The organism is Streptomyces candidus (genome assembly GCF_014207445.1).
In the GTDB taxonomy this organism is placed as follows: domain Bacteria; phylum Actinomycetota; class Actinomycetes; order Streptomycetales; family Streptomycetaceae; genus Streptomyces; species Streptomyces candidus.
Window position 1 is genome coordinate 409,758 of record NZ_JACHEM010000001.1, and the last position, 23,628, is coordinate 433,385.

22 protein-coding genes, 1 other RNA gene and 1 pseudogene are annotated in these 23,628 nt (G+C 72.4%); 12 read left to right on the forward strand and 12 right to left on the reverse strand.

The genetic code is table 11. The features are described from left to right. Positions 1–251 precede the first annotated feature (251 nt). A complete protein-coding gene (locus tag HNQ79_RS01735) occupies positions 252–539 on the reverse strand; it encodes a hypothetical protein (protein WP_185026020.1) in 288 nt (95 codons plus the stop codon). 281 nt (positions 540–820) lie between these two features. Here HNQ79_RS01735 and HNQ79_RS01740 point away from each other — a divergent pair, with 281 nt between their 5' ends. Both HNQ79_RS01740 and HNQ79_RS01745 read left to right on the forward strand, forming a co-directional pair. Further along, entirely contained in the window at positions 821–1,105 is a 285-nt protein-coding gene (locus HNQ79_RS01740; protein ID WP_185026022.1) for a hypothetical protein, read from the forward strand. A 335-nt stretch (positions 1,106–1,440) separates the two neighbouring features. After that, positions 1,441–1,722, forward strand: coding sequence for a hypothetical protein (locus tag HNQ79_RS01745; protein WP_185026024.1), 282 nt, complete (start codon positions 1,441–1,443; stop codon positions 1,720–1,722). A gap of 232 nt (positions 1,723–1,954) precedes the next feature. Here the strand turns inward: HNQ79_RS01745 and HNQ79_RS01750 are convergent, their stop codons facing one another. Further along, a complete protein-coding gene (locus tag HNQ79_RS01750; RefSeq protein WP_185026026.1) occupies positions 1,955–2,179 on the reverse strand; it encodes a hypothetical protein in 225 nt (74 codons plus the stop codon). A gap of 807 nt (positions 2,180–2,986) precedes the next feature. Beyond that, positions 2,987–3,394, reverse strand: an RNA gene (gene rnpB / locus HNQ79_RS01755) — RNase P RNA component class A. Positions 3,395–3,471: 77 nt separating this feature from the next. Between rnpB and HNQ79_RS01760 the strand changes: the two genes are divergently transcribed. Then, on the forward strand, positions 3,472–4,257 hold the full coding sequence (locus HNQ79_RS01760) for a MerR family transcriptional regulator (RefSeq protein ID WP_185026028.1): 786 nt from the start codon (positions 3,472–3,474) through the stop codon (positions 4,255–4,257). Further along, entirely contained in the window at positions 4,254–5,114 is an 861-nt protein-coding gene (locus HNQ79_RS01765) for a hypothetical protein (RefSeq protein WP_185026030.1), read from the forward strand. Before HNQ79_RS01760 ends, HNQ79_RS01765 begins: the two co-directional genes overlap by 4 nt. On the opposite strand, the gene HNQ79_RS01770 is transcribed toward HNQ79_RS01765, so the two are convergent. Continuing rightward, entirely contained in the window at positions 5,059–6,549 is a 1,491-nt protein-coding gene (locus HNQ79_RS01770; protein ID WP_185026032.1) for an RNB domain-containing ribonuclease, read from the reverse strand. The genes HNQ79_RS01765 and HNQ79_RS01770 overlap by 56 nt on opposite strands. A gap of 172 nt (positions 6,550–6,721) precedes the next feature. Here HNQ79_RS01770 and yaaA point away from each other — a divergent pair, with 172 nt between their 5' ends. The 3 genes from yaaA (at position 6,722) to eda (ending at position 9,057) form a co-directional block, all read left to right on the forward strand. Continuing rightward, positions 6,722–7,522: a peroxide stress protein YaaA gene (gene yaaA, locus HNQ79_RS01775; RefSeq protein WP_185026034.1), complete on the forward strand. Its 801-nt coding sequence runs from the start codon at positions 6,722–6,724 to the stop codon at positions 7,520–7,522. A 128-nt stretch (positions 7,523–7,650) separates the two neighbouring features. Further along, the gene (locus HNQ79_RS01780) at positions 7,651–8,295 is read left to right on the forward strand and encodes a GNAT family protein (protein ID WP_185026036.1); all 645 of its coding nucleotides are present in this window, start codon (positions 7,651–7,653) and stop codon (positions 8,293–8,295) included. Positions 8,296–8,436: 141 nt separating this feature from the next. Further along, complete coding sequence (gene eda, locus HNQ79_RS01785) at positions 8,437–9,057, forward strand: bifunctional 4-hydroxy-2-oxoglutarate aldolase/2-dehydro-3-deoxy-phosphogluconate aldolase (protein ID WP_185026039.1); 621 nt, start codon at positions 8,437–8,439, stop codon at positions 9,055–9,057. Positions 9,058–9,132: 75 nt separating this feature from the next. On the opposite strand, the gene HNQ79_RS01790 is transcribed toward eda, so the two are convergent. The 4 genes from HNQ79_RS01790 to HNQ79_RS01805 all read right to left on the reverse strand — a co-directional run bounded on the left by HNQ79_RS01790 (position 9,133) and on the right by HNQ79_RS01805 (position 13,186). Further along, positions 9,133–10,440, reverse strand: a complete 1,308-nt coding sequence (locus HNQ79_RS01790; protein WP_185026041.1) for a bifunctional RNase H/acid phosphatase — start codon at positions 10,438–10,440, stop codon at positions 9,133–9,135. Between the two features lie 5 nt (positions 10,441–10,445). Further along, a complete protein-coding gene (locus tag HNQ79_RS01795; protein ID WP_185026561.1) occupies positions 10,446–11,189 on the reverse strand; it encodes a zinc ribbon domain-containing protein in 744 nt (247 codons plus the stop codon). Beyond that, positions 11,186–12,040, reverse strand: a complete 855-nt coding sequence (locus HNQ79_RS01800) for a Nif3-like dinuclear metal center hexameric protein (RefSeq protein ID WP_185026044.1) — start codon at positions 12,038–12,040, stop codon at positions 11,186–11,188. Before HNQ79_RS01800 ends, HNQ79_RS01795 begins: the two co-directional genes overlap by 4 nt. Positions 12,041–12,118: 78 nt before the next feature. After that, positions 12,119–13,186: an ABC transporter substrate-binding protein gene (locus tag HNQ79_RS01805; protein ID WP_185026046.1), complete on the reverse strand. Its 1,068-nt coding sequence runs from the start codon at positions 13,184–13,186 to the stop codon at positions 12,119–12,121. Between the two features lie 279 nt (positions 13,187–13,465). Between HNQ79_RS01805 and HNQ79_RS01810 the strand changes: the two genes are divergently transcribed. After that, positions 13,466–15,052, forward strand: coding sequence for a hypothetical protein (locus HNQ79_RS01810; protein ID WP_308437315.1), 1,587 nt, complete (start codon positions 13,466–13,468; stop codon positions 15,050–15,052). 110 nt (positions 15,053–15,162) lie between these two features. On the opposite strand, the pseudogene HNQ79_RS34920 reads toward HNQ79_RS01810, so the two are convergent. The 3 genes and pseudogenes from HNQ79_RS34920 to HNQ79_RS01820 all read right to left on the reverse strand — a co-directional run. Further along, positions 15,163–15,363 (reverse strand): annotated as a pseudogene (locus HNQ79_RS34920) (short chain dehydrogenase); the annotation flags it as partial. A gap of 272 nt (positions 15,364–15,635) precedes the next feature. Further along, entirely contained in the window at positions 15,636–16,712 is a 1,077-nt protein-coding gene (locus HNQ79_RS01815; protein WP_185026048.1) for an alcohol dehydrogenase catalytic domain-containing protein, read from the reverse strand. Positions 16,713–17,092: 380 nt separating this feature from the next. After that, entirely contained in the window at positions 17,093–17,707 is a 615-nt protein-coding gene (locus HNQ79_RS01820) for a helix-turn-helix domain-containing protein (RefSeq protein ID WP_185026050.1), read from the reverse strand. A 76-nt stretch (positions 17,708–17,783) separates the two neighbouring features. On the opposite strand from HNQ79_RS01820, the gene HNQ79_RS01825 reads away from it, so the two are divergent. Continuing rightward, positions 17,784–18,764 carry an NAD(P)/FAD-dependent oxidoreductase gene (locus HNQ79_RS01825; RefSeq protein WP_185026052.1) on the forward strand — a complete coding sequence of 327 codons (981 nt, stop codon included), beginning with the start codon at positions 17,784–17,786 and terminating at the stop codon, positions 18,762–18,764. 211 nt (positions 18,765–18,975) lie between these two features. Here the strand turns inward: HNQ79_RS01825 and HNQ79_RS01830 are convergent, their stop codons facing one another. Then, positions 18,976–20,430, reverse strand: coding sequence for an MFS transporter (locus HNQ79_RS01830; RefSeq protein ID WP_373312419.1), 1,455 nt, complete (start codon positions 20,428–20,430; stop codon positions 18,976–18,978). Between the two features lie 255 nt (positions 20,431–20,685). Between HNQ79_RS01830 and HNQ79_RS01835 the strand changes: the two genes are divergently transcribed. The 3 genes from HNQ79_RS01835 (at position 20,686) to HNQ79_RS01845 (ending at position 23,484) form a co-directional block, all read left to right on the forward strand. Next, positions 20,686–21,378, forward strand: a complete 693-nt coding sequence (locus tag HNQ79_RS01835) for a class I SAM-dependent methyltransferase (protein WP_185026056.1) — start codon at positions 20,686–20,688, stop codon at positions 21,376–21,378. A gap of 22 nt (positions 21,379–21,400) precedes the next feature. Next, the gene (locus HNQ79_RS01840; RefSeq protein WP_185026058.1) at positions 21,401–22,411 is read left to right on the forward strand and encodes an N-acetylmuramoyl-L-alanine amidase; all 1,011 of its coding nucleotides are present in this window, start codon (positions 21,401–21,403) and stop codon (positions 22,409–22,411) included. 212 nt (positions 22,412–22,623) lie between these two features. Continuing rightward, positions 22,624–23,484 carry a DUF5336 domain-containing protein gene (locus HNQ79_RS01845; protein WP_185026060.1) on the forward strand — a complete coding sequence of 287 codons (861 nt, stop codon included), beginning with the start codon at positions 22,624–22,626 and terminating at the stop codon, positions 23,482–23,484. Positions 23,485–23,628: the final 144 nt, after the last annotated feature.

Sequence of the window (23,628 nt, forward strand, 5' to 3'; positions counted from 1 at the left end):
GACCCCGCCCTCCGAAAACCCCAGGACCCCGCCCTCCGAAAATGGGTGTGCCCCGGGACACGAAGATATTTCTTCGCGTCCCGGGGCTTTCTCACGGATTCCACAGCTTCAGGTCTGCCCCAGTCGCACCAGGAGTTATTCGCCCTCACACTTTCGCTGACATACGCGCAGTGCTTGGCTCATCCGGTATCGAATCTGGCGGAGCGGAAGCGGAGGCGTTCAGCGGTGCCTCAGTTGCTGGCCGCAGAACCTCAGTTGTGCACCGCACCCAGAATCGGAAGTGCGGGAGCGGAGGAGTCGTCCTTGACCTTCGAGTTCTGGCGGATCTCGTTGCACTGGAAGGCACGGGCCTCGTCCAGCACCTCGATGGTGAGGACGTCGATGTCCTGGATGGTCGGGCAGATGTCGCGGATGATCTCGACGCTCTGCGAGTAGTCACCCGTGACCGACTCGTCGGCCGAGGCCGGCGTAACAGCCATACCGGTCGCCGCCAGGGTCAGCATCGACGCTGCCAGCACCTTCTTGTTCTTCGAGTTCATTGCTGAGCGCTCCTTCCAGAATGTTGAAGCACCCGGACTGGGTGCTGACGCCGGACCCAACCGGCGAGCAGCACCAGAGGTTGTGCGGGCGGAGGCTCTTTCACCCGATTGCCTTCCTGGGCGGCCCAGAAGTGTGATCACAGTATGTTCAATAGGCGTACTGATACGGCACTCGGGTGAACGTGCCTCCTGGAGAGAAACGTCCCGACGGTACGGCCGTTGTTCCTCGTGCTGGCGCACTCACTGGGAGATGCCCACATATGCCTAGGAAGGTACACACCATGAGTGTGAAGAAGATCGTCGCTGGTTCCATGTTGACTCTGACCGCGACCGGCATGGCCGTCACCCCGGCCATGGCCGACGAAGAGGTCCACGGTCACTACTCGCAGAACATCGAGATCATCCGCGACATCTGCCCGACCATCCAGGACATCGACGTCCTCACGATCGAGGTGCTGGACCAGGCGCGCACCTTCCAGTGCAACGAGGTCCGTCAGGGATCCTCGGTCCACGACAGCTCTGCCGCCCCGGCGCTGCCGCTTCTCGGCCAGGTCGTCAACAGGTAATACCTGCACTTGGGCATCCTCGCGGTGCTCTTGATGAAAATTTCCTCGTAGTAGAGGGAAATGAGCCCCGGGGCTGCGGTGCAACCGCCAGATCCGGGGCTCATGTGTTTCGCGCACAGAAAACTACATGCTCTCGTACGGCATTGGCATGTCCAGTCACATTGACCGCGGGGGAAATAGCGACTGTCCGGACATGCGGTGACTCAGTGCGTTGCTGCAAAAGGGTGAATGGGAGCCGGGTGTCGGAACCTCGACCCCCAGGAGCCAGTTAGAACGACTGTCGACGCTTACTAATGGCTCGACAGCTATACGGACGCCAGGAAGGCACAAGAACCATGAACGCCAAGAAGATCCTCGCCGGCTCGATGCTCACGCTGACCGCGACCGGCATGGCCGTCACGCCGGCCATGGCCGACGAAGAGGTCCACGGTCACTACTCGCAGAACATCGAGATCATCCGCGACGTCTGCCCGACCATCCAGGACATCGACGTCCTCACCATCGAGGTGCTGGACGAGGCCCGCGCCTTCCAGTGCAACGAGATCCGCCAGAACTCGAAGGTCAAGGACGACTCCGCTGCCCCCGCGCTGCCCATCCTCGGCGCCGTCATCAACTAACGCCAGGCAGTACAGCGGTAGATGACCTTGAAGCCCGGGGTCGCTGTCCTTCACAGCGACCCCGGGCTTTTTCTTTTGACTCATCGCGTCACCATGTGTTCGCCCGCTCGAACGTCACAGTTCCACCATCGGGGAGTAGAGATCCGTCACTGTTCCCTGACGCAAAAAGAATCGGCTCTTCACGGATGATTTTTCAATCACTCCGTGAAGAGCCGACGAGACCCTCGGTTACTTAGCGGTGGGTGCCGCAAAAGGCGCCGTGGTGACCGCCCCCACTGAAGATGCCGGTGTTGCTGGAGGTCTTGAGGACGTCAAAGTTGCCGCCGCCCCACATGGCGCCGTACACGTGCTCGTTGTTGTTCATGTCGCAGCCGTCGGCGGCGGCGGAGCTCGTGCCGGCAGCAAAGGCCGCAACGACAATGGCGGCGCAGGTAAGAGCCTTCTTGATCATCTTCACCCTCTGGTCGAATTTCCGTGCCTCCCCGGTGCGGGGAAGCATTCGCGGTGATTCTTGCCGGTCCGCGGAGGAAACGAAGCAGGAGACGTGCAGGCCCACACCTTCGGGAGTGCACATTGCGTCATTTGGCCGCAGCATTTGCCAATGTTCAACCAACCGAACAGTCACCACAGTTGCTTCGCGCCGACCGGGCGCCGCACGCCGTTGCACCGAAACGGTTCGGGTTCTGGTCATGGGCCGGGGCAAAACCTTGAAGGAGGTGGCTGCGCTCTCCGGGGGCCGCTGGGCCATTGATCCCACTTTTCCGGCGCTCTGCGCCGGACCCCCACGGCTCCGTCGGTCACGACACCGCGCCGCTCATCTCAGGATGCGATTCCCGCCGTGCAGGAAACGTCCGGGGTTGCACGCGGAATCCGCTGACGTAGTGGCGGATGCGCGGAGCGGACCAGGCGAAAGCGTGTGACGGCGAGTTTCCACCCGAAGGCCCGTGACCGTTTCGGTTGCCGTTCGTTGTCCGTGGTGTTCCCTGCTTTACGGAGCAGCGAATGGCCCCCGCTGATGAGTGACCCATGAGCGGGGGCCTTCTGATGACATGGGCACGCTCGGATAAGCCGGCATCAGCGACGCCGCTCGAAAGTGCCCGAGAGGTGGAATCCGTGGAATCCTGGCTGGTGCGGCGGATCTTCCGGTCGCGCGGCCATGGTGATCCCGGCCGGCCGCGGGTTGTTCGCGGTCAGCGGCTGCTTGCCCACTGTGCTGGCAGAAGATGCCCAGACGAGAAAAGCCCCTGGTCAGGGGGCGAGCAGGCAGACGAGTCGGGCTGTACGCCGGGTTCTGTCGCCCGGTCGCCTCGCGGCGGCCGGGGAGACGGCCATCCATCTAGGACCGGCGTTGCCGCCGGCCTCGTGCGGTCTACCCGTGAACTCGGGCGAGCAGCCCTCGGACGTTCACGCAGGACCGTCTCGCGACGGTCCCTCTTGACCTTGCTCCGGGTGGGGTTTACCTAGCCGTCCGAGTCACCTCGGACGCTGGTGGTCTCTTACACCACCGTTTCACCCTTACCGGGGGCCTTGCGGCCCCAGGCGGTTTGTTTTCTGTGGCACTGTCCCGCGAGTCACCCCGGGTGGCCGTTAGCCACCACCCTGCTCTGTGGAGCCCGGACGTTCCTCGGGAGGCCCCCCCAGGGGGTCCCCACGCGGCCGTCCGCCCGGCTCGTCTGCCGTACGGGTCATGCTACCGGGCCGTCGGGCAGCGCTTGACCTTGTCGCGGCGTCAACGTTTCTACTGGGGCCATGCGGATCGGAGAGATCGCCGCGCTCGTCGGTGTCACCACGCGTGCGGTACGGCATTACCACCACGTCGGGCTGCTGCCCGAACCCGAACGGCGGACGAACGGCTACCGGCAGTACGGGCTGCGGGACGCCGTCGTACTCGCCCGGATCCGGCGGCTGACCGAGCTGGGCCTGGGCCTCGAAGAGGTGCGGGACGTGCTGCGCGACGACGCGGGGCGCGAACTGGCCGAGGTGCTCGGAGAACTGGACGAGGACCTGGCCAGGCAGGAGGCGGAGATCCGGGGCCGGCGGGAGCGGATCGGAGGGCTGCTGGAGCAGGCGCGGGACGGAGGGCTGTCGCCCGAGTGCCCCGTGTCGGAGGAGCTGGCCGAGCTGCTGCGGGCGCTACCGACGGGCGGGGACGCCGCCGCCAAGGACCGCGAGGTGCTCGCGCTGATCGACACCCACGTCACGGACGACGTACAGGCACAGCTGGTGCGGTCGCTGCGTGAGGCTGCCACGGTGCCGGGTGCGGAGGAACGGGCCCAGGAGGTGTACGCGCGGCTCGACGCGCTGGCGGACGCGGCGGCGGACGATCCCCGGGTGGCGGAGGCGGCGCGGGTGCTGGCCTCGTGCATCCCGGACGGGATGTGGGGCGACGGGGCGGGGGCTCCGGACGAGGACGCGCCGTTCGTGCGGGCGTTCTACGCTCATTTCGCGCCGGCTCAGGCGGAGGTCCTGCGGCAGGCGATGCGCCTCGCGTTCGGGCCGGACGCGGCGGGGGAAGAGGGCGGCGGACCGACGTGACGAAGATTCTCAGAGGTGTCGCGTACGTGGCGTTTCCCGGTGAGCTGGTGCTGCTGGTCTGCCTGTTGAGCGGGGTCCGGCTGCCGGGTGCGGTTCTCGCCGGGGTCGAGGCGCTGGTGGTGGCGGTCGTGCTGGCCGAGCTGGCCGTCTTCGTGTCGTTGCGGAGGCGGGGGCTGACGACGCGGGAGGCCGTGGCCGCGCTGGTGCCGGAGAAGCCCCGGCGGCTGGTGGGGCACGAGGTGCGGGTGCTGGCATCGATCGGGCGGTGGGCGGTGCGGCGACCGCACGGGGTCGGGGCCGGGGACCTCGCGTTCGGGCACGCGAAGGCCCAGGCGGCGCTGCTGGGCACCTTCGCGTTCGTGTGCGTGGTGGAGACTGCCGTGCTGCACATCCTGCTGGCCGGGGTGCCGCTGGTGCAGGCCGTCTTCCTGGTGCTCGACGTGTACACGGTGGTGCTGATCGTGGGGCTGCACGCCGCCGCCGTGACCCGGCCCCACGTCGTAGGGGCCGACGGGAGCCTGCGGGTGCGGTCGGGGGCCCATGTCGACCTGTTGCTTCCGGCGGCGCGCATCGCCTCCGTGCGGTACGAACTGCGGCTGAATCCCGGGGCGGAGGAGGACGGCGTGCTGGAGCTGGCGGCGGCCTCGCAGACGTCCGTGACGGTGGAGCTGCAGGAGCCGGTCGAACACGTGTCGCTGCTGGGTGCGCGGCGGCCGGTGACGACGGTGCGCTTCCACGCGGACGACGCGCGGGCGCTGGTGGCCGCGGCCCCGCGGACGCGCGGCGCATCCGGCCCCGGCGTCACGCGGGCGCGAACAGAACCTTCGCCGTCCCCGGGTCCGCCTGCGTCAGCCTGACCCGGATGCGTTCGCCGAGGGGCAGGTTGCCGCCGCCCTCGACGCGGGCGATGACGGCGAGGCCGGCACTGTCCAACTGGACGGTGCCGACCGTCGGTTCGCGGTCCTTGACGTCGACGACACGGGCGTCGAAGAGTTCGCCGACGCGGTCCTTCAGGAGGGCCGCTTCGAGGATGTCGACGCACTCGCGCTCGACGGTGTTCTGGCGTCGGGTGCCCTCGGCCATCTCCCGGGGGAGCCCGGGGAGCGCTTCCATGACCCATTCCGGGGGCTCGGCCTCCGCGACCGCCGCCACGCACAGCTCGCCCGCGTACCTGTCGACGAGACGGCGCAGGGGCGCGGTGCAGTGCGTGTACGGGGCGGCCACCGCGGCGTGCACGAAGGGGTCGGGGACCTCGTCGTCGGTGAATACCGTGTAGCCGGCGCCCCGCAGCAGGGTCGTGCACTCCTGGAGGAAGGCCGCGTGGGCGGGGTCGGCCGGGTGGAGGGCGCGGACGATCTCCGCGTACGAGGTGTGGTGCGGCCAGTCGATGCGCAGGGCCTGTGCGGTGCGCCGCAGCCGGGCGACCGCGCCGTCCGGTGCGACGGGGAGGGTGCGCAGGACGCCGGTGCCGGAGGCGGTCATGAGGTCGGCGGCCGCCATGCCGGTGAGCAGGGAGATCTGGGCGTTCCAGCCCTCGGCGGGCAGCGGGGCGCGGTACGCGAGACGGTACGCGCCGTCGTGCGCCTCGATCTCCTGCTCGGGGACGTTGAGGGAGATGCCGCCGCGGGCCCGTTCCCGCTCCTGCCGCAGCAGTCCGATGTCCTTGAGGAGCGCGAGGGGCTCCTCCGCCGTGCCCGCGTCGATGTCCCTCTGTACGCCCGCGTAGTGGAGTTTGGCGCGGCTTCGGACGAGGGCCCGGCGTACGTCCGTGGCGACGGCGGTCCCGTCCTCGTCCAGGTCGATCCGCCACAGCAGGGCGGGGCGGGTCTGGTCGGGCAGGAGGCTCGCGGCTCCCTCCGACAGCGACCGCGGGTGCAGCGGAACCTTCTCGTCCGGGAAGTAGAGGGTGGTCACGCGGCGGTGCGCCTCGGCGTCGAGCGCCCCGCCGGGTGCGACGAAGGCCGCCACGTCCGCGATCGCGTAGTGCACCCGGAAGCCGCCGCCCTCCCGCCGCGAAAGGTGCATGGCCTGGTCGAGGTCGGTGGAGGAGGGCGGGTCGACGGTGAACAGCGGGAGGTCCGTGGCGTCGTACGGTTCGGCCAGGTGGTACGGGTCGGACGGCGGCCGGGGGTTCTTGGCCGCCCGCTCGGCCTCGGCCAGCACCTCGGGCGGGAAGGCGTCGGGGCCGGCCGGGTCGGCGGGCAGGTCCAGCGTCGTCCGCAGCTCGCGCAGGGCCGCCCGCAGGGGGGCGGCCTCGGCGGCGCCGGTCACATGGATATGGCGGCGGGGCATGGGTCGAGCTTAGGACGGTACGGGCGAAGCGGCACGGCGTACGGACGGAAAACGGCGGACGGGCGCGCGCTCCGGGCGGAAGGCTCCGGTCCGGTACCGCCGCGTGACGGACTACCGTTGCCTGGTTCCGCCGCATCTCGGATGCGTCCCGTACGTACGAAGGAGTTCCCCGGTGCTCGTGCTGTTGCCGCCGTCCGAAGGTAAGGCCGCCGCGGGGCGCGGCGCCCCGCTGAAGCCGGAGTCGCTCTCGCTCCCGGGCCTGGCACCGGCGCGGGCGGCCGTGCTGGACGAGCTGGTGGAGCTGTGCCGGGCGGACGAGGAGAAGGCCCGTGCCGTCCTCGGGCTGAGCGAGGGGCTGCGCGGTGAGGTCGCCAAGAACGCGGACCTGCTGTCCGCCGGGACCCGGCCGGCCGGGGAGGTCTATACCGGTGTCCTGTACGACGCCCTGGACCTCGCCTCCCTCGACGCGGCGGCGCGCAGGCGCGCCCGCCAGTGGCTGCTGGTGTTCTCCGGTCTCTGGGGGGCGGTCGGGGTCGCCGACCGCATTCCCTCCTACCGCTGCTCGATGGGTGTGAAGCTGCCCGCGCTCGGCGCGCTCGGCGCGTACTGGCGGCCCGCGATGGCCCGCGTCATGCCGGAAGCGGCCGGGGACGGCCTGGTACTGGACCTGCGGTCGGCCGCCTACGCGTCGGCGTGGAAGCCCAGGGGCGAGGTCGCGGGACGGACGGCGACGGTGCGGGTGCTGCACGCCCAGGTCGTGGACGGTGTCGAGAAGCGCTCGGTGGTCAGCCACTTCAACAAGGCGACGAAGGGCCGGATCGTACGGGACCTGCTGGCGGCGGGCGCGGCGCCCGCCGACCCCGCCGAACTGGTGGTGGCGCTGCGGGACCTGGGGCACGTGGTGGAGGCGACGGAGCCCTCGGCGGCCGGGAAGCCGTGGGCGCTGGACGTGGTGGTGCGGGAGATCCACTGATCCGCCGAGCGACGGGTCCGCGGGTCCTTGCGGAGGGCGTCCCCGGCGCGGGCACCGGGTCGATGCGCGTAGAGTAGAAAGGTTGCTTTTCCGGACCATCCCTCTCCGACCACTCGTAAAGGAACCGCGTGCCCAGCTCATTGCGCGACATTTTGACCTCCGTGGCGCAGGGGCAGTACCCGGCGCCCGACGGCCGAACCGTCGTCGTGCCCCAGCCGAGCCCCCGCGACGCGGGGGTGCTCGCCTTCACGGCGCACTCGGTGATCTTTTCCGACCAGGACCCGGAGTGGATACGGGAGACCTTGGAGAAGGCCTGCCCGGATCCCTTCTCGGCCTCTCTGCACCCGGTGTTCCTGGCCTCGCTGATGGCGCGCACGGGCCGCCGCATGGACACGGTCGGCTCCCTCACCCTGGCCCCGGCACTGGACGGCCCGCCGCCGCTGGAACTGACGCCTCTCGTGGACCCGGACCACCCGAGGGTCGCCCGGGCGCGGAAGTACCGGGACGACGTGCGGGTCTGGAGGTCCGAGGGCGGCGGCGTGCTGGTCATCGGCCGGGGACTGGCGGGCCGCTGGGAGACGGCCATCGAGGTGGACGAGGAGTCCAGGCACCGGGGGCTGGGGCGCGCCCTGGCGGAGTCGGCGCGGCACCTGATCCCCGCCGGGGAGGTCGTCTGGTCGCAGCAGGCCCCCGGGAACGCCCGGAGCGTGCGCGCCTTCCAGGCGGCGGGGTACCGGGCCGTCGGCGCGGAGGCGCTGCTGATCGCGGCGTAGCCGGACGCGGGCAGCGAAGCAGCCGCCGGGGAAGCGGAGTCTTCTCTCGGGGCGGTGCCGCCGCGCGGGGAACGAAACCAGGGCATTGCACAGCACGCAACGGTCGTTGCACGCTTCACGTTCCCCCGGCAGGATGCCCCCATGGCATCCCCTTCCCTCCTCGACCTGGCCCCCGTCCTGCCCGTAGTCGTCCTGGACGACCCCGCCGACGCGGTGCCCCTCGCCCGGGCCCTCGTGGCGGGAGGGCTGCCCGGGATCGAGATCACCCTGCGCACCGAGGCCGCCCTGGACGCGATCGGGGCGATCGCCGCCCACGTACCGGAAGCCACCGTCGGCGCGGGGACCGTCACGTCCCCCGCCCTCGTCGAGGCCGCCGCGCAGGCCGGGGCGCGGTTCCTCGTCAGCCCCGGCTGGACGGACACGCTCCTGCGTGCCATGCAGGGATCCGGCCTCCCCTTCCTCCCGGGCGTCTCCACCGCCTCCGAGGCCGTCGCCCTCCTCGAACGCGGCGTCACCGACATGAAGTTCTTCCCCGCCGAGGCCGCCGGTGGCACCGCGTACCTCAGGTCGCTGTCCGGCCCGCTCCCCCGGGCCCGTTTCTGCCCGACGGGCGGCATCACCCCCGCCTCCGCCCCGGCCTACCTCGCGCTCCCCAACGTCGGGTGCGTGGGCGGCACGTGGATGCTCCCGCAGGACGCGATCGAGGCCGGGGACTGGGCGCGCGTGGAAGCGCTCGCCCGCGAGGCGGCAGCCCTGCGGTAGCGGTACGCGCAAGGCCCGGCCCGCACTCGTGGAGTGCGGGCCGGGCCTTGCGGTCGTACGTACGGCAGGTGCCGCTCAGCGCAGGTGCGAGGTGTCGTTCAGCAGTCGCACCGACGCGTTGCCGTCGGCGTAGTAGGCCACCTCCGACAGCGACGCGGCCGACAGCTCCATCCGGAACAGGGACTGCGGTGGGGCCCCGAGTGCCAGCCGCACCAGGGTCTTCACCGGGGTGACGTGGGTGACGACCAGGACGGTCCTGCCCGCGTACTGCCCGGTGAGCCGGCCGCGTGCCGCCTCGACCCGCTTCGCGACCTCCGCGAAGCTCTCACCGCCGCCGGTGGGGGCCGCGTCCGGTGAGGCGAGCCAGTCGTCGAGGTCGTCGGCGTACCGGGCACGCACCTCGGCGAACGTCAGCCCTTCCCAGGCCCCGAAGTCCGTTTCCCGCAGGCCCTCTTCGACCCGTACGGGCAGGCCCAGCCGGGACGCCACGGCGTCCGCCGTCTGGCGGCAGCGGGTCAGCGGGGAGCTGACGACCGCCTGGATGGTGTCGCGCGCGGCGAGCGAGGCGGCCACCGCCTCGGCCTGCTTGCGGCCGACGGCGGACAGCTCCGGGTCGGAGCCGCCGCTTCCCGAGAAGCGCTTCTCGGGGGTGAGGAGGGTCTCGCCGTGCCGGAGCAGCACGAGGGTGGCGGGCCGCCCGAGGTCGGCGGACGGCCCCCAGCCGACGGCCGGGGCGTCGGACTCCGCAGGCTCCTGCGGCTCCTCGTCGAGCGCGAACAGTCCCTCGTCGGGGACGGCGGAGGCACCGGCGGACCCGCCCCGGGCCCCGGCCATCGCCGCTCGCGCTCTGGCCGCTCCGGCGGTGGCGTCACCGATCACCCGGGGCGGTTCGGCCACCGAAGCGCCCGCGGAGAGGGGAGCGACCCGCCTGTCCAGGGCCGCGGCCGAACCCGAGGGCTCCCACTGCTTGCCCTTCTTGCCCGCGTCCATCGCCTCGTTCGCGAGCCGGTCCGCGTGCTTGTTCTTCTCGCGCGGGATCCACTCGTAACGGACCTGCGAGCGCGGCAGCACGGCCGCGGCCTCGGCGGCCAGCGGCTTCATGTCGGGGTGCTTGATCTTCCAGCGTCCCGACATCTGCTCGACGACGAGCTTGGAGTCCATCCGCACGTGGACGAGCACGTCGGGGAAGAGGTCGCGGGCGGCCTTCAGCCCGGCGATCAGGCCCTTGTACTCGGCGACGTTGTTCGTGGCGACACCGATGTACTCGGCCGCCTCGGCGAGCGTCTCGCCCGTCTGCGGGTCGAGGACGACCGCGCCGTAACCGGCGGGCCCCGGGTTGCCCCGGGACCCGCCGTCCGCCTCCACCACCACGGAGCGCGCCATCGGTTCTACAGCCCCGAATCCGACGTGCGGACCAGGATCCGGCGGCAGTTCTCGCAGCGCAGCACCGCGTCGGGGGCGGCCGCGCGGACCTCCATGACCTCGGTGATGTTCAGCTCCAGCTGGCAGCCCTCGCAGCGCCGCTGGTAGAGGCGGGCGGCGCCCACCCCGCCCGACTGGGTGCGCAGCTTCTCGTACAGCTTGACCAGGTCCGCGGGGACGGAGGCCACGACCAGCTCGCGCTCCTTGGTGGCCTTCTCGATCTCCGCGTCCAGCTCGCCGGTGGCGGCGTCGCGGCGCGCGGTGGCGTCGTCGACCTTGGCCTGCACGGCGGAGACCCGGGCCGTCAGCTCGGCGGCGCGCTCCTGCGCGGACTCACGGCGCTCCATGACCTCCAGGACGACGTCCTCCAGGTCGCCCTGGCGCCTGGCCAGCGAGACGATCTCCTTCTGGATGTTCTCCAGGTCCTTCGGGGAGGAAACGGCCCCCGAGTCCAGCCGCTGCTGGTCGCGGGCGGCGCGCTGGCGGACCTGGTCGACGTCCTGCTCGGCCTTGGTCTGCTCGCGGGCGGTGTCGCTCTCCTCGGTCTGTGCGGCGACGAGGAGGTCCCGCAGCTGGCTGAGGTCCTTGGTGAGCGACTCGATCTCGGCGTGCTCCGGCAGCGACCGGTGCTTGTGGGCGAGCTGGGACAGCCGTACGTCGAGGGCCTGGACGTCGAGAAGTCGGATCTGGTCGGCGGGCGCGGCGTTCAGTTGGGGGCTCCAGGAGAAGAGAAGGGGGCGGAGAGGTGTGATGTCCAGGGGTCGGTGACCGTCTTCGAGACGTGGACCCGAAGGTTCCACCCCTCGCGGTCGGAGATCCGGTCGAGCTGGGCGGCGGCCTGTTCGCACCAGGGCCACTCGGTGGCCCAGTGCGCGGCGTCGACCAGCGCGGGCAGCCGCGCGTGCTCGCGGGCCTCGGAGACCGGGTGGTGCCGCAGGTCAGCGGTCAGGAAGGCGTCCACTCCGGCCGCCCTGACCTGCTCGAAGAGGCCGTCGCCCGACCCGCCGCTGACGGCGACGGTGCGGACGGGAGCGTCCGGGTCACCGGCGAAACGGATGCCCTGCGCGGTGGCGGGCAGCCTTTTCGCGGCCCGCGCGGCGAACTCGCGCACCGTCTCCGGCACGTCCAGCTCACAGATCCGGCCGAGGCCGCGCCGCCCGTGCGGATCGCCGGGATCCGGTACGAGGGGGCCGGTGACACGGAGGTCGAGCGCGAGGGCGAGGGCGTCGGAGACGCCGGGGTCGGCGGTGTCGGCGTTGGTGTGCGCGACGTGCAGCGCGACGTCGTTCTTGATCAGCGTGTGCACGACGCGGCCCTTGAAGTGGCCGGCCGCGACGGTGGTCGTCCCGCGCAGATAGAGCGGGTGGTGGGTGACGACCAGGTCGGCGCCCAGCTTCACCGCCTCGTCGGCGATCTCCTGCACGGGGTCGACGGCGAACAGGACCCGCTGCACCGCGGTGTCCGGATCGCCACAGACCGTACCGACCGCGTCCCAGCTCTCGGCCCGCTCGGGGGGCCAGAGGGCGTCGAGGGCGGCGATGACTTCAGACAGACGGGGCACGGGGGCAAGGCTACCTGCCGTCCGTGCCCCCGCGGCCTGCCGCTCCCGCCCGGTGGTACGGGCGCGGCAGGCCGGCGACTACTTGACGAGGAAGCCGCGGAGGTCGCCGAGGACCTCGTCGGCGGCGGCGGCGCCCAGGCCGAGGTACCAGGTCTCGTCCGGGACGTCCTTGGCGCGGCCGGACTTCACGGCGTCCAGCCTGTTCCACAGCGGGTTGGCCTCGGCCTTGTCGCGCTTGGTGGCCTTGGCGTCGCCGTAGACACCGGTGAAGATCCAGTCGGCCGCGGCCTCGTCGATCTTCTCCGGGCTGACCTCGACGGCGAGGTCGTCCGCCTGCTGGTTGCGGGGGCGGGGCACTCCGGCGTCGTCGAGGATCGTGCCGATGAACGAGGCCTTCGCGTACAGCCGGATCTTCCCCGGCAGGTACCGCAGCATGGTGACGGTCGGCTTCTTGCCGTCGTGTGCGGCGGCGACGTCCTCGCCGAGCTTCCTGGCCTTCTTCTCGTACGAGGCGAGCTGGGCGTCGGCCTCGGCGGTCTTGTCGAGGGCGGCGGCGTTCAGCCGGAAGTTCTCCTTCCAGGTGAAGCCGGGACGGACGGAGAAGACGGTCGGGGCGATCCGGGAGAGCAGCTTGTACTGCTTCTCGGCGCGCAGTTGGCTGCCCAGGATGAGGTCCGGCTTGAGGGCGTCGATCGCTTCGAGGTTGAGGCTGTTGATCGTGCCGACGCTCTTCGGGCTCCCGGCGCCCCTCTTCTTCAGGTACTCGGGCAGCGCCTGCGAGCCCTCCGCCGGGGCGTAGCCGACGGGCTGCATACCGAGCGACACCACGTTGTCCAGCTCGCCGACGTCCAGGACGACCACGCGCCGGGGGGCGGCCTTGAGCTCGGTGGTGCCCATGGCGTGGGTGAGGGTGCGCGGGAACCCGCCTGCCTTGGCGTCGGTTCCGAAGGCAGCGGTCTTCTTCCGGGCGTCCCCGAAGTCCTTGCCGCCCTGCGCGACGGACTTTCCGCCGTCGGCCTTCCTCTCGCCCGCACCGTCGCCGCCTCCGTCCCCGTCCCCGTCGCCGCCTCCGCAGGCGGACAGGGCGAGCGCGGCGGTGAGGGCCAGGGCGACCGCGGCGGTACCGCGTCGGCGTATGGAGGACATGGGGGGACTCGCTTCCGGACTGCGTTCGGGGGTCGTTCGTCGGCTGTCCCGCACGGGGAGCGGGTCTGCGCACGGAGCGGTGATGCGTACGCCGGGGAGCCGAACGAAGTGAGGCGACCCTTACCTTACGTCCCTCCACCGCTCCCTCGTCCCAGCACAACCTCCTCCCCCTTTTCGCTGGAACGGCCGGACGGCCACCCTTATGTGTGAAGTGGCGTGACTCGCGTTGTCCGGCGGGAAAGCGGAAAACTAGCGTCGCGGGCGGAGGTGACGGTTCACATGACAGCCTGTGCCATCGAGACCGCCCCGGAGGGCGGTGCGGTGCGGCGCCCCGGGTTCACGATCGCCGCGGACGGTTCGTACGCCGCGAGGCTCGCCGGGGAGGGAGAGGCCCGGTTCCCGGAGCGATGGACGCTGGACGGCCCGGAGCCGTACGCGGTGCCGCTCCCCGCCGACCAGCCCGAGGAGCCCGGCACGGAGGTGCTGCCGCTGGCCGACGGGCGGGTGCTGATCCACCGGCAGGCGGCGGGCCGGCACCTCTTCTCCCTGCTCTACCCGACGGGTCCTGCCACGGGCCAACTACCGCTGGGTTCGATCGAGTTCGGTCCGGAGCGGGGCACTCTGACCCTCCTCCCCCCGGCCCCGGGCGGCAGCCGCGCGTACGCGCTCGCCGTCGGCCCGCACACGACGGCGCTCTGGCTGGTGGCGGGCGGCGCGTTCGGCCCCGAGCACGTGGCGGAGGTGCCGGGGCGCTGCGCGGGCGGGGTGTGGCTGGACCGGACAGGGCGGATGCTGGCCCTGGACCGTGCCTCGCCGGACGGCGACGTGGTCAAGTCCGTGGCTGTCGACCTGGAACGCGGCGGTGAGGTCACCCCTCTCCTGCAGATCGCCGAACGGAGCGACGACCGTCTGCTCCTCGCCGACCCCGACAGCGGTCTCCTCCTCATCCGCTCGGACGCGCCGGGCGAGGACCGGCTCGGCTGGGGTGTGCTCGGCAGCACCCGCCCGGTCCGCTTCCCGGACTCGCTGCGCGTGGGCGACTGCACGCTCACCCCGTTCGCGGCCCAGCCCGGCCAGGTGCTGACGCCGGAGTCGTGCGCGGTGGCGGTACGGATCGACCGGGCGCCCACAGCCGGAGGTCCGGCGCACGGCAGCTGGGTCGGCGTGTGGCGCCCCTCGGACCGCCGCCTGCACCAACTCGCGGCGCCGGAGGGTTGGTTGCCGGGCACCGGTCTGTGGACCCGGGAGGGTGTACTGCGGCTGCCGTTCGCGACGCGGGAGGTGCCGTGCGGGGTCGCGGAGGTGTGCGTACCGGCGGACGGCGAGCCGGCCGCCGGGGACGGCGCCGCGCCGGAACGGGTCGCTGACGGGGGGCCTCGCAGCGACGCGGTCCCGGATGCCGGCGTACCGGCCCTGGACGGCGGCAGACCTGCCCCGCCCGCCGCCCGGGACAGCGGCACCGCACCCGGCGGCACCGCACCCGCCGGGCCGACCGCACCCGCCGGCGGGGATTCCGTCGGCCCGGACCCCGTCGGCCCGGACGGCTCCCTCCCCCGGAAGCCGGTTCCCCTCCAACAGGCCCCGCTGCACAGGACGTCGCTGACCGGACGGCTGCACCGCATCGGGCCCCGCGCGACGCGTCCCGGGCCGGAGGCCGCGACGCCGGCTGCCTCCCCCGCGCGTCCCCCGATGAGGACGGCAGCCCCCGTTCCACCTGCCGGCCCGGCCGCGACACCATCGGTGCCGTCGGGCGTCCCGCCGCTGTCCGTTCCCGTCTCGGCGCACGCGGCGGCTCCCGCGATGGTGCGGATGACGGTGCCTGTGGTGGTCCCCGTACCCGGGGCGGGAGCGGCGGGCGGGACGTAGGCGCGGTATCCGGGGACGGGAGCTCGGCGCGGTACGTGGGGGCGGGAGGTCGGCGCGGTACCTGGGGGCGGGAGGTCGGCGCGGTACCTGGGGGCGGGAGGTCGGCGCGGTACCTGGGGGCGGCGCCTGAGAACGTGGCCCGCCACCAGCCCCCCGTGCACCACCAGCGACTGACCGTTCACGTGCCCTGCCGCAGGTGAGGCCAGGCACCCGACCAGGGGCGCCACGTGCCCGGGGGCCAGCGGATCCTCCCCCTCCCCAGACTCCGCGACGCCCGTGAACACGTCCTCGGTCATCCGCGTCCTCGCCCGGGTGCGCGACCGCCGTTCCGCCCCGCGACCGGATCTCCGCGACGACGTCCTCGGCGGGGCCGGCGGAGGCCTCCCCGGAGCCGTCGCGTCCCGGGCGGCACCGGCGGGACGGCTCCGGTAGCACGGCTCCGGCGGGACGGCTCCGGTAGCACGGACCCCGGCCACGGCTTCAGCGGTACGGGAGCTGCGTGCCGGCCCGGCCCGCACGGTCACAGCGCTCCGGCCCACCGGCCTACCGGCTTCCCGGCTTCCCGGCTTCCCGGCTTCCCGGCTTACAGCGCAATGGACGTTCGCAGTGCCGCGCCCGTCCGCATCTGCTCCAGCGCCTCGTTGATCTCACCCAGTTGCACCCGGTGGGTGATCATGCTCTCCAGGTCGATACGGCCTGCCCGCCAGAGCGCCACGGCCCGCTCGTACGAACGGATCGCGTCACCACCCCCGTAGAGCGAGGGCAGGATCCGCTTCTCGTCGAAGAACAGCTCGAACATGTTGACCTGGAAGTGGTCGTCGAGCGCCCCCGCGCCGACGACGCACAGGGTGCCGCCGCGCCGGGTCGCGTCGTACGCGGCCCGCGCCGTGGCCGACTTCCCGACCACCTCGAAGACGTAGTCGAAGCCCTCCCCCGCCGTGATCCGCTGCTTGGCGTCGGCCAGCTCGTCCGGGGCCAGGGCCTCCGTCGCCCCGAAGCCCAGCGCCGCCTGCCGGCGCGAGGCGACGGGGTCCACGGCGACGATCTGCGCCGCGCCCCGCACCCGCGCCCCCTGGATCGCGGAGATCCCCACCCCGCCGCAACCCAGGACCACCACCGACGAACCGGCCTCCACCTGCGCCGTGTTGATGGCCGCGCCGAGCCCGGCCGTCACCCCGCACCCGATGAGCGCGGCGATCTCGAACGGCACGTCGTCCGGGATCGGCACCGCGCACCCGGCGTCCACGACGACCTCCTCGGTGAAGGTCCCGGTCCCGGCGAACCCGAAGAGATCTCCGCCCGCCCGGCGGAAGTTGGGCGTTCCGGCATTCATGAACCCTGCCAGGCACAGATGCGTCTGCCCGCGCTTGCACGCCGCGCAGGTTCCGCAGGCGGGCAGCCAGCACACCAGGACCCGGTCGCCGGCCGCGACCCAGACCACCCCCTCCCCCACGTCGACGACCTCTCCGGCGCCCTCGTGCCCGGGGACGAACGGCGCGGGCTGCGGGAGCACGCCGCTCATCGCGGAGACGTCCGAGTGGCACAGCCCGGTGGCCCGCAGCCGGATCCTGACCTTCCCCGGTCCGAAGCCCACCGCCTCGACGTCGTCGTGCACTTCGAGCTTGTCCTGACCCGTTTCGTGCAACACCGCTGCGCGCATGGTCCGACTTCTCCCCTCACGGGCGTGCCCACTGACCTGCTGACGAGTTGCCCCCACGCGAGGGGCGTGGTCCGGGGTTCGGCGGCGAGGGCCTCGGCGGGGCGATGGGCATGGAACCAGGGCTCCTTGGCGCGCCGTCGAAGACCCCGACGCGGCCGTCCGCACCGTCGGACACGCCGGGGCCGTACGGGACCGGCCGTCCCACGCACCCCACTTCTAGAACGCGTTCTAAACCGATGGCCCTCATGTATAGCGCACCGGCGGTGGGTTGGGAAGGCGCGCGATGACGGGTGGCGGACTCCTCGCCCCGCCGCCACCGCCACCCCTCCCGCGTGAGTCGACAGGCGGCCATCGGGGTTCCCCTCTCCGTCCCCCGCGGTTCAGTCCTGGTCCTCCGGCTCCCGCCGGGACCCCTTGGACCGTGGCTGCGCGCGTACGTGCATCCGTTCTCCCTGCCTGCCGAAGAGGCTGAGCACCTCGACGGAGCCCTCGCCCGTGCTGCCGAACCAGTGCGGCAGCCGGGTGTCGAACTCGGCTGCCTCTCCCGGCCCGAGGACCATGTCCCGGTCCCCGAGGACCAGCCTCAGCCGCCCGGAGAGGACGTACAGCCACTCGTATCCCTCATGGGTGCGCGGGTCGGGGGTGCTGCGGCTCACCGGGAGGATCATCTTGTAGGTCTGGAGCGGGCCGGGCCTGTTGGTGAGCGGCAGGACGGTCGCGCCGTGCACCTGGCGGGGTTTGATCCGTACGCGCGGATCACCGACCTCGGGCGCGCCGACCAGGTCGTCCAGCGGCACCTGATGGGCCTGCGAGATGGGCAGCAGCAGTTCCAGGCTGGGACGGCGCTGCCCGGACTCCAGCCGGGAGAGGGTGCTGGTGGAGATACCGGTGGCTTCCGAGAGCGCGGCGAGGGTGACCCCGCGCGCGGCCCGCAGCCGCTGGAGGCGGGGGCCTACGTCGGCGAGGGTACGGCTGATCTCCGGTGAGTGGTCCATGGGCCCATTGCACCGCTGTTTCCCGGAAACGGCAACAATGTTTGCCGCTTCCGGGATCGCGGCGCACGGTGTGGTCATGACCCACGAGACGAGCACGCACGCACGGAACGAATCCCGGGACACCTACGACGCGGTGGTGGTCGGCGGCGGCGCCGGCGGGCTCAGCGCGGCCCTGGTGCTGGGGCGGGCGCGGCGCAGGGTCGCCGTGGTGGACTCCGGAAGTCCCCGCAACGCGCCCGCCGCCCGGATGCACGGTTTCCTGTCCCGGGACGGGCTGCCGCCCGCCGAGCTGCTGCGGATCGGGCGGGCCGAAGTGACCGCTTACGGAGTCGAGTTGACCGACGGACGCGTGGAGAGCGTGGGTAGCGTCGCCACGCCGTCCGGCGCGCCCCTCTTCGACGTCCGGCTCGCCGACGGCACCGTCCTGCGGGCCCGCCGGGTCGTGGCCGCCACCGGCCTGCGGGACGAGCTTCCCGAGTTCCCGGGGGTACGGGAGCGGTGGGGGCGGGACGTGCTGCACTGCCCGTACTGCCACGGCTACGAGGTACGCGACCGGCCCCTCGGGGTGCTCGGGACGCAGCCGCACTCGGCGCAGCACGCGCTGCTCATCCGCCAGTGGTCCGCCGACCTCGTGTACTTCCCGCACTCGGTCGCCCTGGGCGACGACGACCGGGCCGGGCTCGACGCGCGGGGTGTCCGGATCGTGGAGGGCGCGGTCGCCGAGGTCGTGGTGGAGGAGGGCGCGCTGCGCGGGATCCGGCTGGCGGACGGGCGTTTCGTGGCGCGGGAGGCGGTGTTCGTCGCCCCGCGGTTCGTGCCGCGTGACGGGCCGCTGGCGGGACTCGGGTGTGCGAGGGACGAAGCGGGGTGGGTGCTCACCGATCCCACCGGCCTGACGAGCGTGCCGGGGGTGTGGGTGATCGGCAACGCGGCAGACCCGCGGGCCCAGGTCGTCTCGGCAGCCGGCGCCGGATCCGCCGCGGCCGCCGCCCTGAACCACTCCCTGGTGGACGAAGACACCACCCGAGCACTCACCCCCGACCCCGCCACCCCTTGACGAACCCCCGTAGCCCCCAGGGGCGCGGGGTGCGTGCAGGGGACAGGGGTGCGCTGGAGCGGGTGGGGGTACGCAAGTGCGGGCGGGCGTGGGGCGGGGGGTGCACCGTCCGGTGGGGGCCCGCCCCCTTGCCCGCCCATTGCGCCCCCCGGGGGCGGCCCCGGCGCCCGAGGCAGCTACCGGGGGGGTGGGGAGGCCCGCCGGGCAGCCCCTACGCCTCCCCGTCCCGCTCCCGCCCCACCCCCGCCAGCCCCACCACGATCAACACCGCACCGATCACCAGCACCCCCGCCCCCGTCCGGAACGCCAACGCGTACCCCGCCGTCAGCGCCTCCGCACTCGTCCCCCCGCCCGTCCGCGACGCCGCGACCGTCGACAGGACGGCGAGTCCCAGCGCCCCGCCCATCGTCCGCGACGTGTTGATCAGCCCGGAGACCAGCCCCGCGTCCCCCGGCGCCGCCCCGGACGTGGCGAGCGAGGCGAGCGGCGTGGACGCCAGGCCCGCCCCGAGCATCATGAGGATCCCCGGCCCGAGGATCGCCGTCGCGTACGAGTCGTGCGCGCCCATCGTCGACTGCCACCCGAACCCGGCGGCCGCGACGAGCGTCCCGATCGCCGCCAGGTTCCGCGCGCCGACACGCGGCATCAGCCGGGGGGCCAGCTTGGATCCGGTGACGATGGCGAGCGAGCTGGGCACGAGCGCCAGTCCCGCCCCGAGCGGGCTGTACCCGAGTACGTTCTGCGCGTACAGCGTCATGAAGAACCACATGCAGAACATCGCCGACCCGTTGACGAACATCGCCGCGTTCGCCACCGACACCGCCCGCACCCGGAACAGCTTCAGCGGCATCAGCGGCGCCTTCGCCCGCGCCTCGACCGCCAGGAACGCCCCGACCAGCAGCAGTCCGAGCAGCAGCGGCACCAGGGTCTCCGCGGCCGTCCAGCCCTCCGCCTCGGTCTGCACGATCCCGTACGCGAGCGTGGCGAGTCCCGCCGTCACCAGCACGGCGCCCGGCAGGTCCAGCCGCCGCCCCTCGCGCGCGTGGCTCTCGGTCAGCCAGAAGTACGCCCCCACCAGCACGAGCGCACCGATCGGCACGTTGATCAGCAGCACCCAGCGCCAGGAGAGCGTCTCCGTGAGGAGTCCGCCGACGAATCCGCCCGCCGCGCCGCCGCCGGCTCCGACGGCCGACCAGGTACCGATGGCCCGCGTCCGTGCCGCGCCCTCGGGGACGGCGGACGTGAGGATGGTCAGGGTCGCCGGCGCGAGCACCGCCGCCCCCAGCCCCTGTGCGGCGCGCGCGGTCAGCAGCTGCCACCCTTCCTGGGCCAGCCCGCCCGCCAGCGAGGCCGCCGTGAACAGGGCCAGCCCCACCAGGAACGTCAGTTTCCGCCCGAAGATGTCCGAGGCCCGGCCGCCCAGCAGCATGAATCCGGCGAAGGCGATGGAGTAGAGGTTCACGACCCACTGCAGCCCGGCGGCGGTCATGCCGAGGTCGGCGCGCATGGAGGGCAGGGCGACGTTCACGACGGACACGTCGAGCACGACGAGGAACTGTCCGGCACAGGCGGCGAGCACCACCAGCCAGGTACGGGCGGGGCGGGCAGAGGGCGCGGATATGAGGCTGTCGGAGCCGGCGGGGGTGTGGTGGACCATGCCAGTCATGGTCGCAGGTGCTCGGCGCCGCGTTCGTCCGCGTGCGGGCGCACCCCGCCTGCCACCGGGTCGGGATCTGCTCACCTCTCCGCTCGGGGTTCCGGCGTCTCGGGTCCGGCGCAGCAGGACGCGCTCCCGCCCGACGGCAGGCACGGGGACGCCGGGCACGCAAGCGCGTCCGTCGACCCCGCCCCCGCCGCGTCCCACCCGGGTACGGCACGATGGCCCCCGTTCCCGCCGCCGCCGCACAGGAGAGATCCCGCCATGCCCGCCGTCTCCGAGCCCGTCTCCCCGCAGCCCGCCACTCCGCAGGCCGCCGCCCCGCAGCCCGCCACCCTCGCCGCGTTCGAGTCAGCCAAGGGCTTCATGCCGGCGGCCGAGGGGCTCGCCCTGTACGCGGCGGCCGCCGAAGCGGCGGACGCGCTGCGTCTGCCCCTCCTGGAGGTCGGCACGTACTGCGGCCGCTCCACCCTTCTCCTCGCCGACGCCGCCCGTGCGGCCGGGGTGACCGCGGTGACCGTGGACCACCACCGGGGCAGCGAGGAGCAGCAGCCCGGATGGGAGTACCACGACGCGACGACCGTGGACCCCGAACTGGGCGTCATGGACACACTTCCCACGTTCCGTCGCACCCTCCACAGGGCGGGGCTGGAGGAGCACGTACTGGCGCTCGTCGGACGCTCCCCGCAGGCAGCACGGCTCTGGGGCACCCCGCTCGGTCTCGTCTTCATCGACGGCGGGCACACCGACGAGCACGCGAACGGGGACTACGAGGAATGGGCCCCGCACGTCGCGCGGGGCGGGCTGCTGGTCGTCCACGACGTGTTCCCGGACCCTGCGGACGGTGGGCAGGCCCCCTACCGCGTGTATCTCAGGGCGCTCGCCTCGGGGGCGTTCACCGAGGTGTCGGTGACGGACTCGCTGCGCGTCCTGCGGCGTACCGGCCCGGGGATCTGAGCGCCGCGCATAGCATCGCCCTGTGTCGTACGACGGTCAGTCCCCCCACGCAAACCCGCCCGCGCCCGAGCCCGAGTTCGATCCGCCCCCGCGGCGCGGGCGGGGCAACGCCCTCGTGGTGGCCGCCGCGCTGTTGCCGGCCTGCCTGGCCGGGTGGCTGATCTGGCAGGCGGTGGGCGGACCGGACGAGGACCGGCCGCCGAGCGCACGGACCCTGCCGGGGGCGAGCGCGACCGGCAGCGCGAGTACGGGCGCCGCGGCGGCGCCCTCCGGCCCGGTCACGGCCCCGGATCCGAGCGGTGCGCCGGGCACGCCCCCGGCGAGGTCCGCCGCCCCGAACCCCCCGGCGGGCCGCGGTCCGCTCACCGGTCGTGTCGTCGTCGTCGACCCCGGGCACAACCCCGGCAATTTCCGGCACACCCGCGAGATCAACCGCCAGGTCGACGTCGGCACCCATCGCAAGGAGTGCGACACCACGGGTACGGCGAGCAACGCCGGATACACCGAGGCGGAGTTCACCCTCGACGTGTCGCGCCGCCTGAAGGCCCTCCTCGAAAAGCAGGGCGCCACCGTCACCTTCACCCAGAACGACGACCGCCCCTTCGGCCCGTGCATCGACGAGCGGGCCCGGATCGGCAACGAGGCGAAGGCCGACGCGGTGATCTCCGTCCACGCGGACGGTTCGACCGCCGGTCACCGCGGCTTCCACGTGATCCTGCCCGCACGGGTGAACTCCGGCGGCGCGGACACCTCTTCGATCGTCGGTCCCTCGCGCGACCTGGGCGAGCGCATCGTGGGCCACTTCGTACGGGTGACCGGTGACGCGCCCTCGAACTACGTGGGCGACAAGACCGGGCTGGTGGTGCGCAAGGACCTCGGGGGGCTCAACCTGTCGACCGTTCCGAAGGTGTTCATCGAGTGCGGGAACATGCGTGATGCGCAGGACATCGCCCTGTTGTCCAGTGCGCAGTGGCGGCAGAAGGCGGCCCAGGGCCTGGCGGAGGGCATCAGCAGCTTCCTGAAAAGGACGTGAGGAAGTCCTGAGCGGGGCGGGCAGCGCCTGGTCACCGCCCGGCAACGAAGGGGGCGGCCCCAGCGATCGGACGATACATTCATCCGTACGATGGGCAACCGCCCCGAGCTTCGCTCCGAGTCTTCGCGAGAACCGCGCACACCGGCACAGCGTCAATCGCCACGAAGAAGCCCGAAGAAGCCACGAAGAAGACGACTGACAAAGGACTTTACGTGAACATCCGCTCCCTCACACGAGGTGATGGCGTGGTGATCGGAGCAGCGGTGGTGCTGTTCATCGCCTCGTTCCTCAGCCTGAACAGCACCGCTGGCTGCACCGGCGGGTTCTGCCCGACCATCAACGCCTGGGACTCCCTCGGGCTGCTGATGAGCATGTTCCTCGCGGGCGTCATCGCCGCCGCGCTGATCGTGGTCGCGCGCGGGCTGCCGGGGCCGCGCAAGGTCGCCGGTATCGAGCTCGGTCAGTTCGGCGTCGCCCTTGCCGTCTTCGCCGCCTGGACCGCGTTCTGGACGATCCTCGACGCCGGCAGTGCGGGTGCGGGTCTGATCCTCGGCCTGATCGCCGCCCTGGTGCTCGCCGCCGGTGCGGTCGCGGGTCCGCTGGTCCCGGCACTGAAGGCCCCGCTGATGGGCGCCCCGAAGCCGGCCGTCGCGGGCCCCTACGGCGCCCAGCAGGGCCAGCCGGGTGCCGGTTACGGCTACCCGGGCGCCCAGCAGCCGTCGTACGGCGGCCAGCCCGCTCCCGGTGGCTACGGCTACCCGGGCGGCGCGGCCCAGGACCCGCAGGCGGGTGCCGCACAGGCGGGTGCCACGCAGGCGCCTGCCGCCGGTCAGGCGTCGCAGGGCGGGCAGCCTCCGGCCGCCGCCGACGCGTCCGGGTTCGCACCGTTCTGGTTCGCCGTCCCGGTGGCCCGTCCGCTGTACGCGGAGGACGGCTCGCCGACGCCGATCGCCGAACTGGCCCCCGGTACCTGGTACTTGGCGGTGGACCAGCGCGGTCCCGGTCTGGTCGCCCAGACGCAGGACGGCCGTCGCGGTCTGCTCCAGGACACGACGGGCATCCAGCGCGGCTGACATCACGCACGACGACGGCCCCCACCCCCTCGACGAAGGGGGGCGGGGGCCGTCGTCCTGTCCGGGCGCGGCCCGGGTCGCACAGTCGACTGATCTGACGCTCCGTCAGTCCCACTGTGCGGGGAGGCCCCGCCATGCGGTTCG

Bases quoted from the DNA above. Each gene is read 5' to 3' on its own strand.
- HNQ79_RS01820 (WP_185026050.1), bottom strand. From the start codon at position 17,707: ATGGACCACTCACCGGAGATCAGCCGTACCCTCGCCGACGTAGGCCCC.
- HNQ79_RS01835 (WP_185026056.1), top strand. From the start codon at position 20,686: ATGCCCGCCGTCTCCGAGCCCGTCTCCCCGCAGCCCGCCACTCCGCAG.
- HNQ79_RS01825 (WP_185026052.1), top strand. From the start codon at position 17,784: ATGACCCACGAGACGAGCACGCACGCACGGAACGAATCCCGGGACACC.
- HNQ79_RS01790 (WP_185026041.1), bottom strand. From the start codon at position 10,440: ATGGCGCGCTCCGTGGTGGTGGAGGCGGACGGCGGGTCCCGGGGCAAC.
- HNQ79_RS01735 (WP_185026020.1), bottom strand. From the start codon at position 539: ATGAACTCGAAGAACAAGAAGGTGCTGGCAGCGTCGATGCTGACCCTG.
- HNQ79_RS01760 (WP_185026028.1), top strand. From the start codon at position 3,472: ATGCGGATCGGAGAGATCGCCGCGCTCGTCGGTGTCACCACGCGTGCG.
- HNQ79_RS01745 (WP_185026024.1), top strand. From the start codon at position 1,441: ATGAACGCCAAGAAGATCCTCGCCGGCTCGATGCTCACGCTGACCGCG.
- HNQ79_RS01805 (WP_185026046.1), bottom strand. From the start codon at position 13,186: ATGTCCTCCATACGCCGACGCGGTACCGCCGCGGTCGCCCTGGCCCTC.
- HNQ79_RS01770 (WP_185026032.1), bottom strand. From the start codon at position 6,549: ATGCCCCGCCGCCATATCCATGTGACCGGCGCCGCCGAGGCCGCCCCC.
- HNQ79_RS01810 (WP_308437315.1), top strand. From the start codon at position 13,466: ATGACAGCCTGTGCCATCGAGACCGCCCCGGAGGGCGGTGCGGTGCGG.
- eda (WP_185026039.1), top strand. From the start codon at position 8,437: ATGGCATCCCCTTCCCTCCTCGACCTGGCCCCCGTCCTGCCCGTAGTC.
- HNQ79_RS01815 (WP_185026048.1), bottom strand. From the start codon at position 16,712: ATGCGCGCAGCGGTGTTGCACGAAACGGGTCAGGACAAGCTCGAAGTG.
- HNQ79_RS01740 (WP_185026022.1), top strand. From the start codon at position 821: ATGAGTGTGAAGAAGATCGTCGCTGGTTCCATGTTGACTCTGACCGCG.
- HNQ79_RS01830 (WP_373312419.1), bottom strand. From the start codon at position 20,430: ATGACTGGCATGGTCCACCACACCCCCGCCGGCTCCGACAGCCTCATA.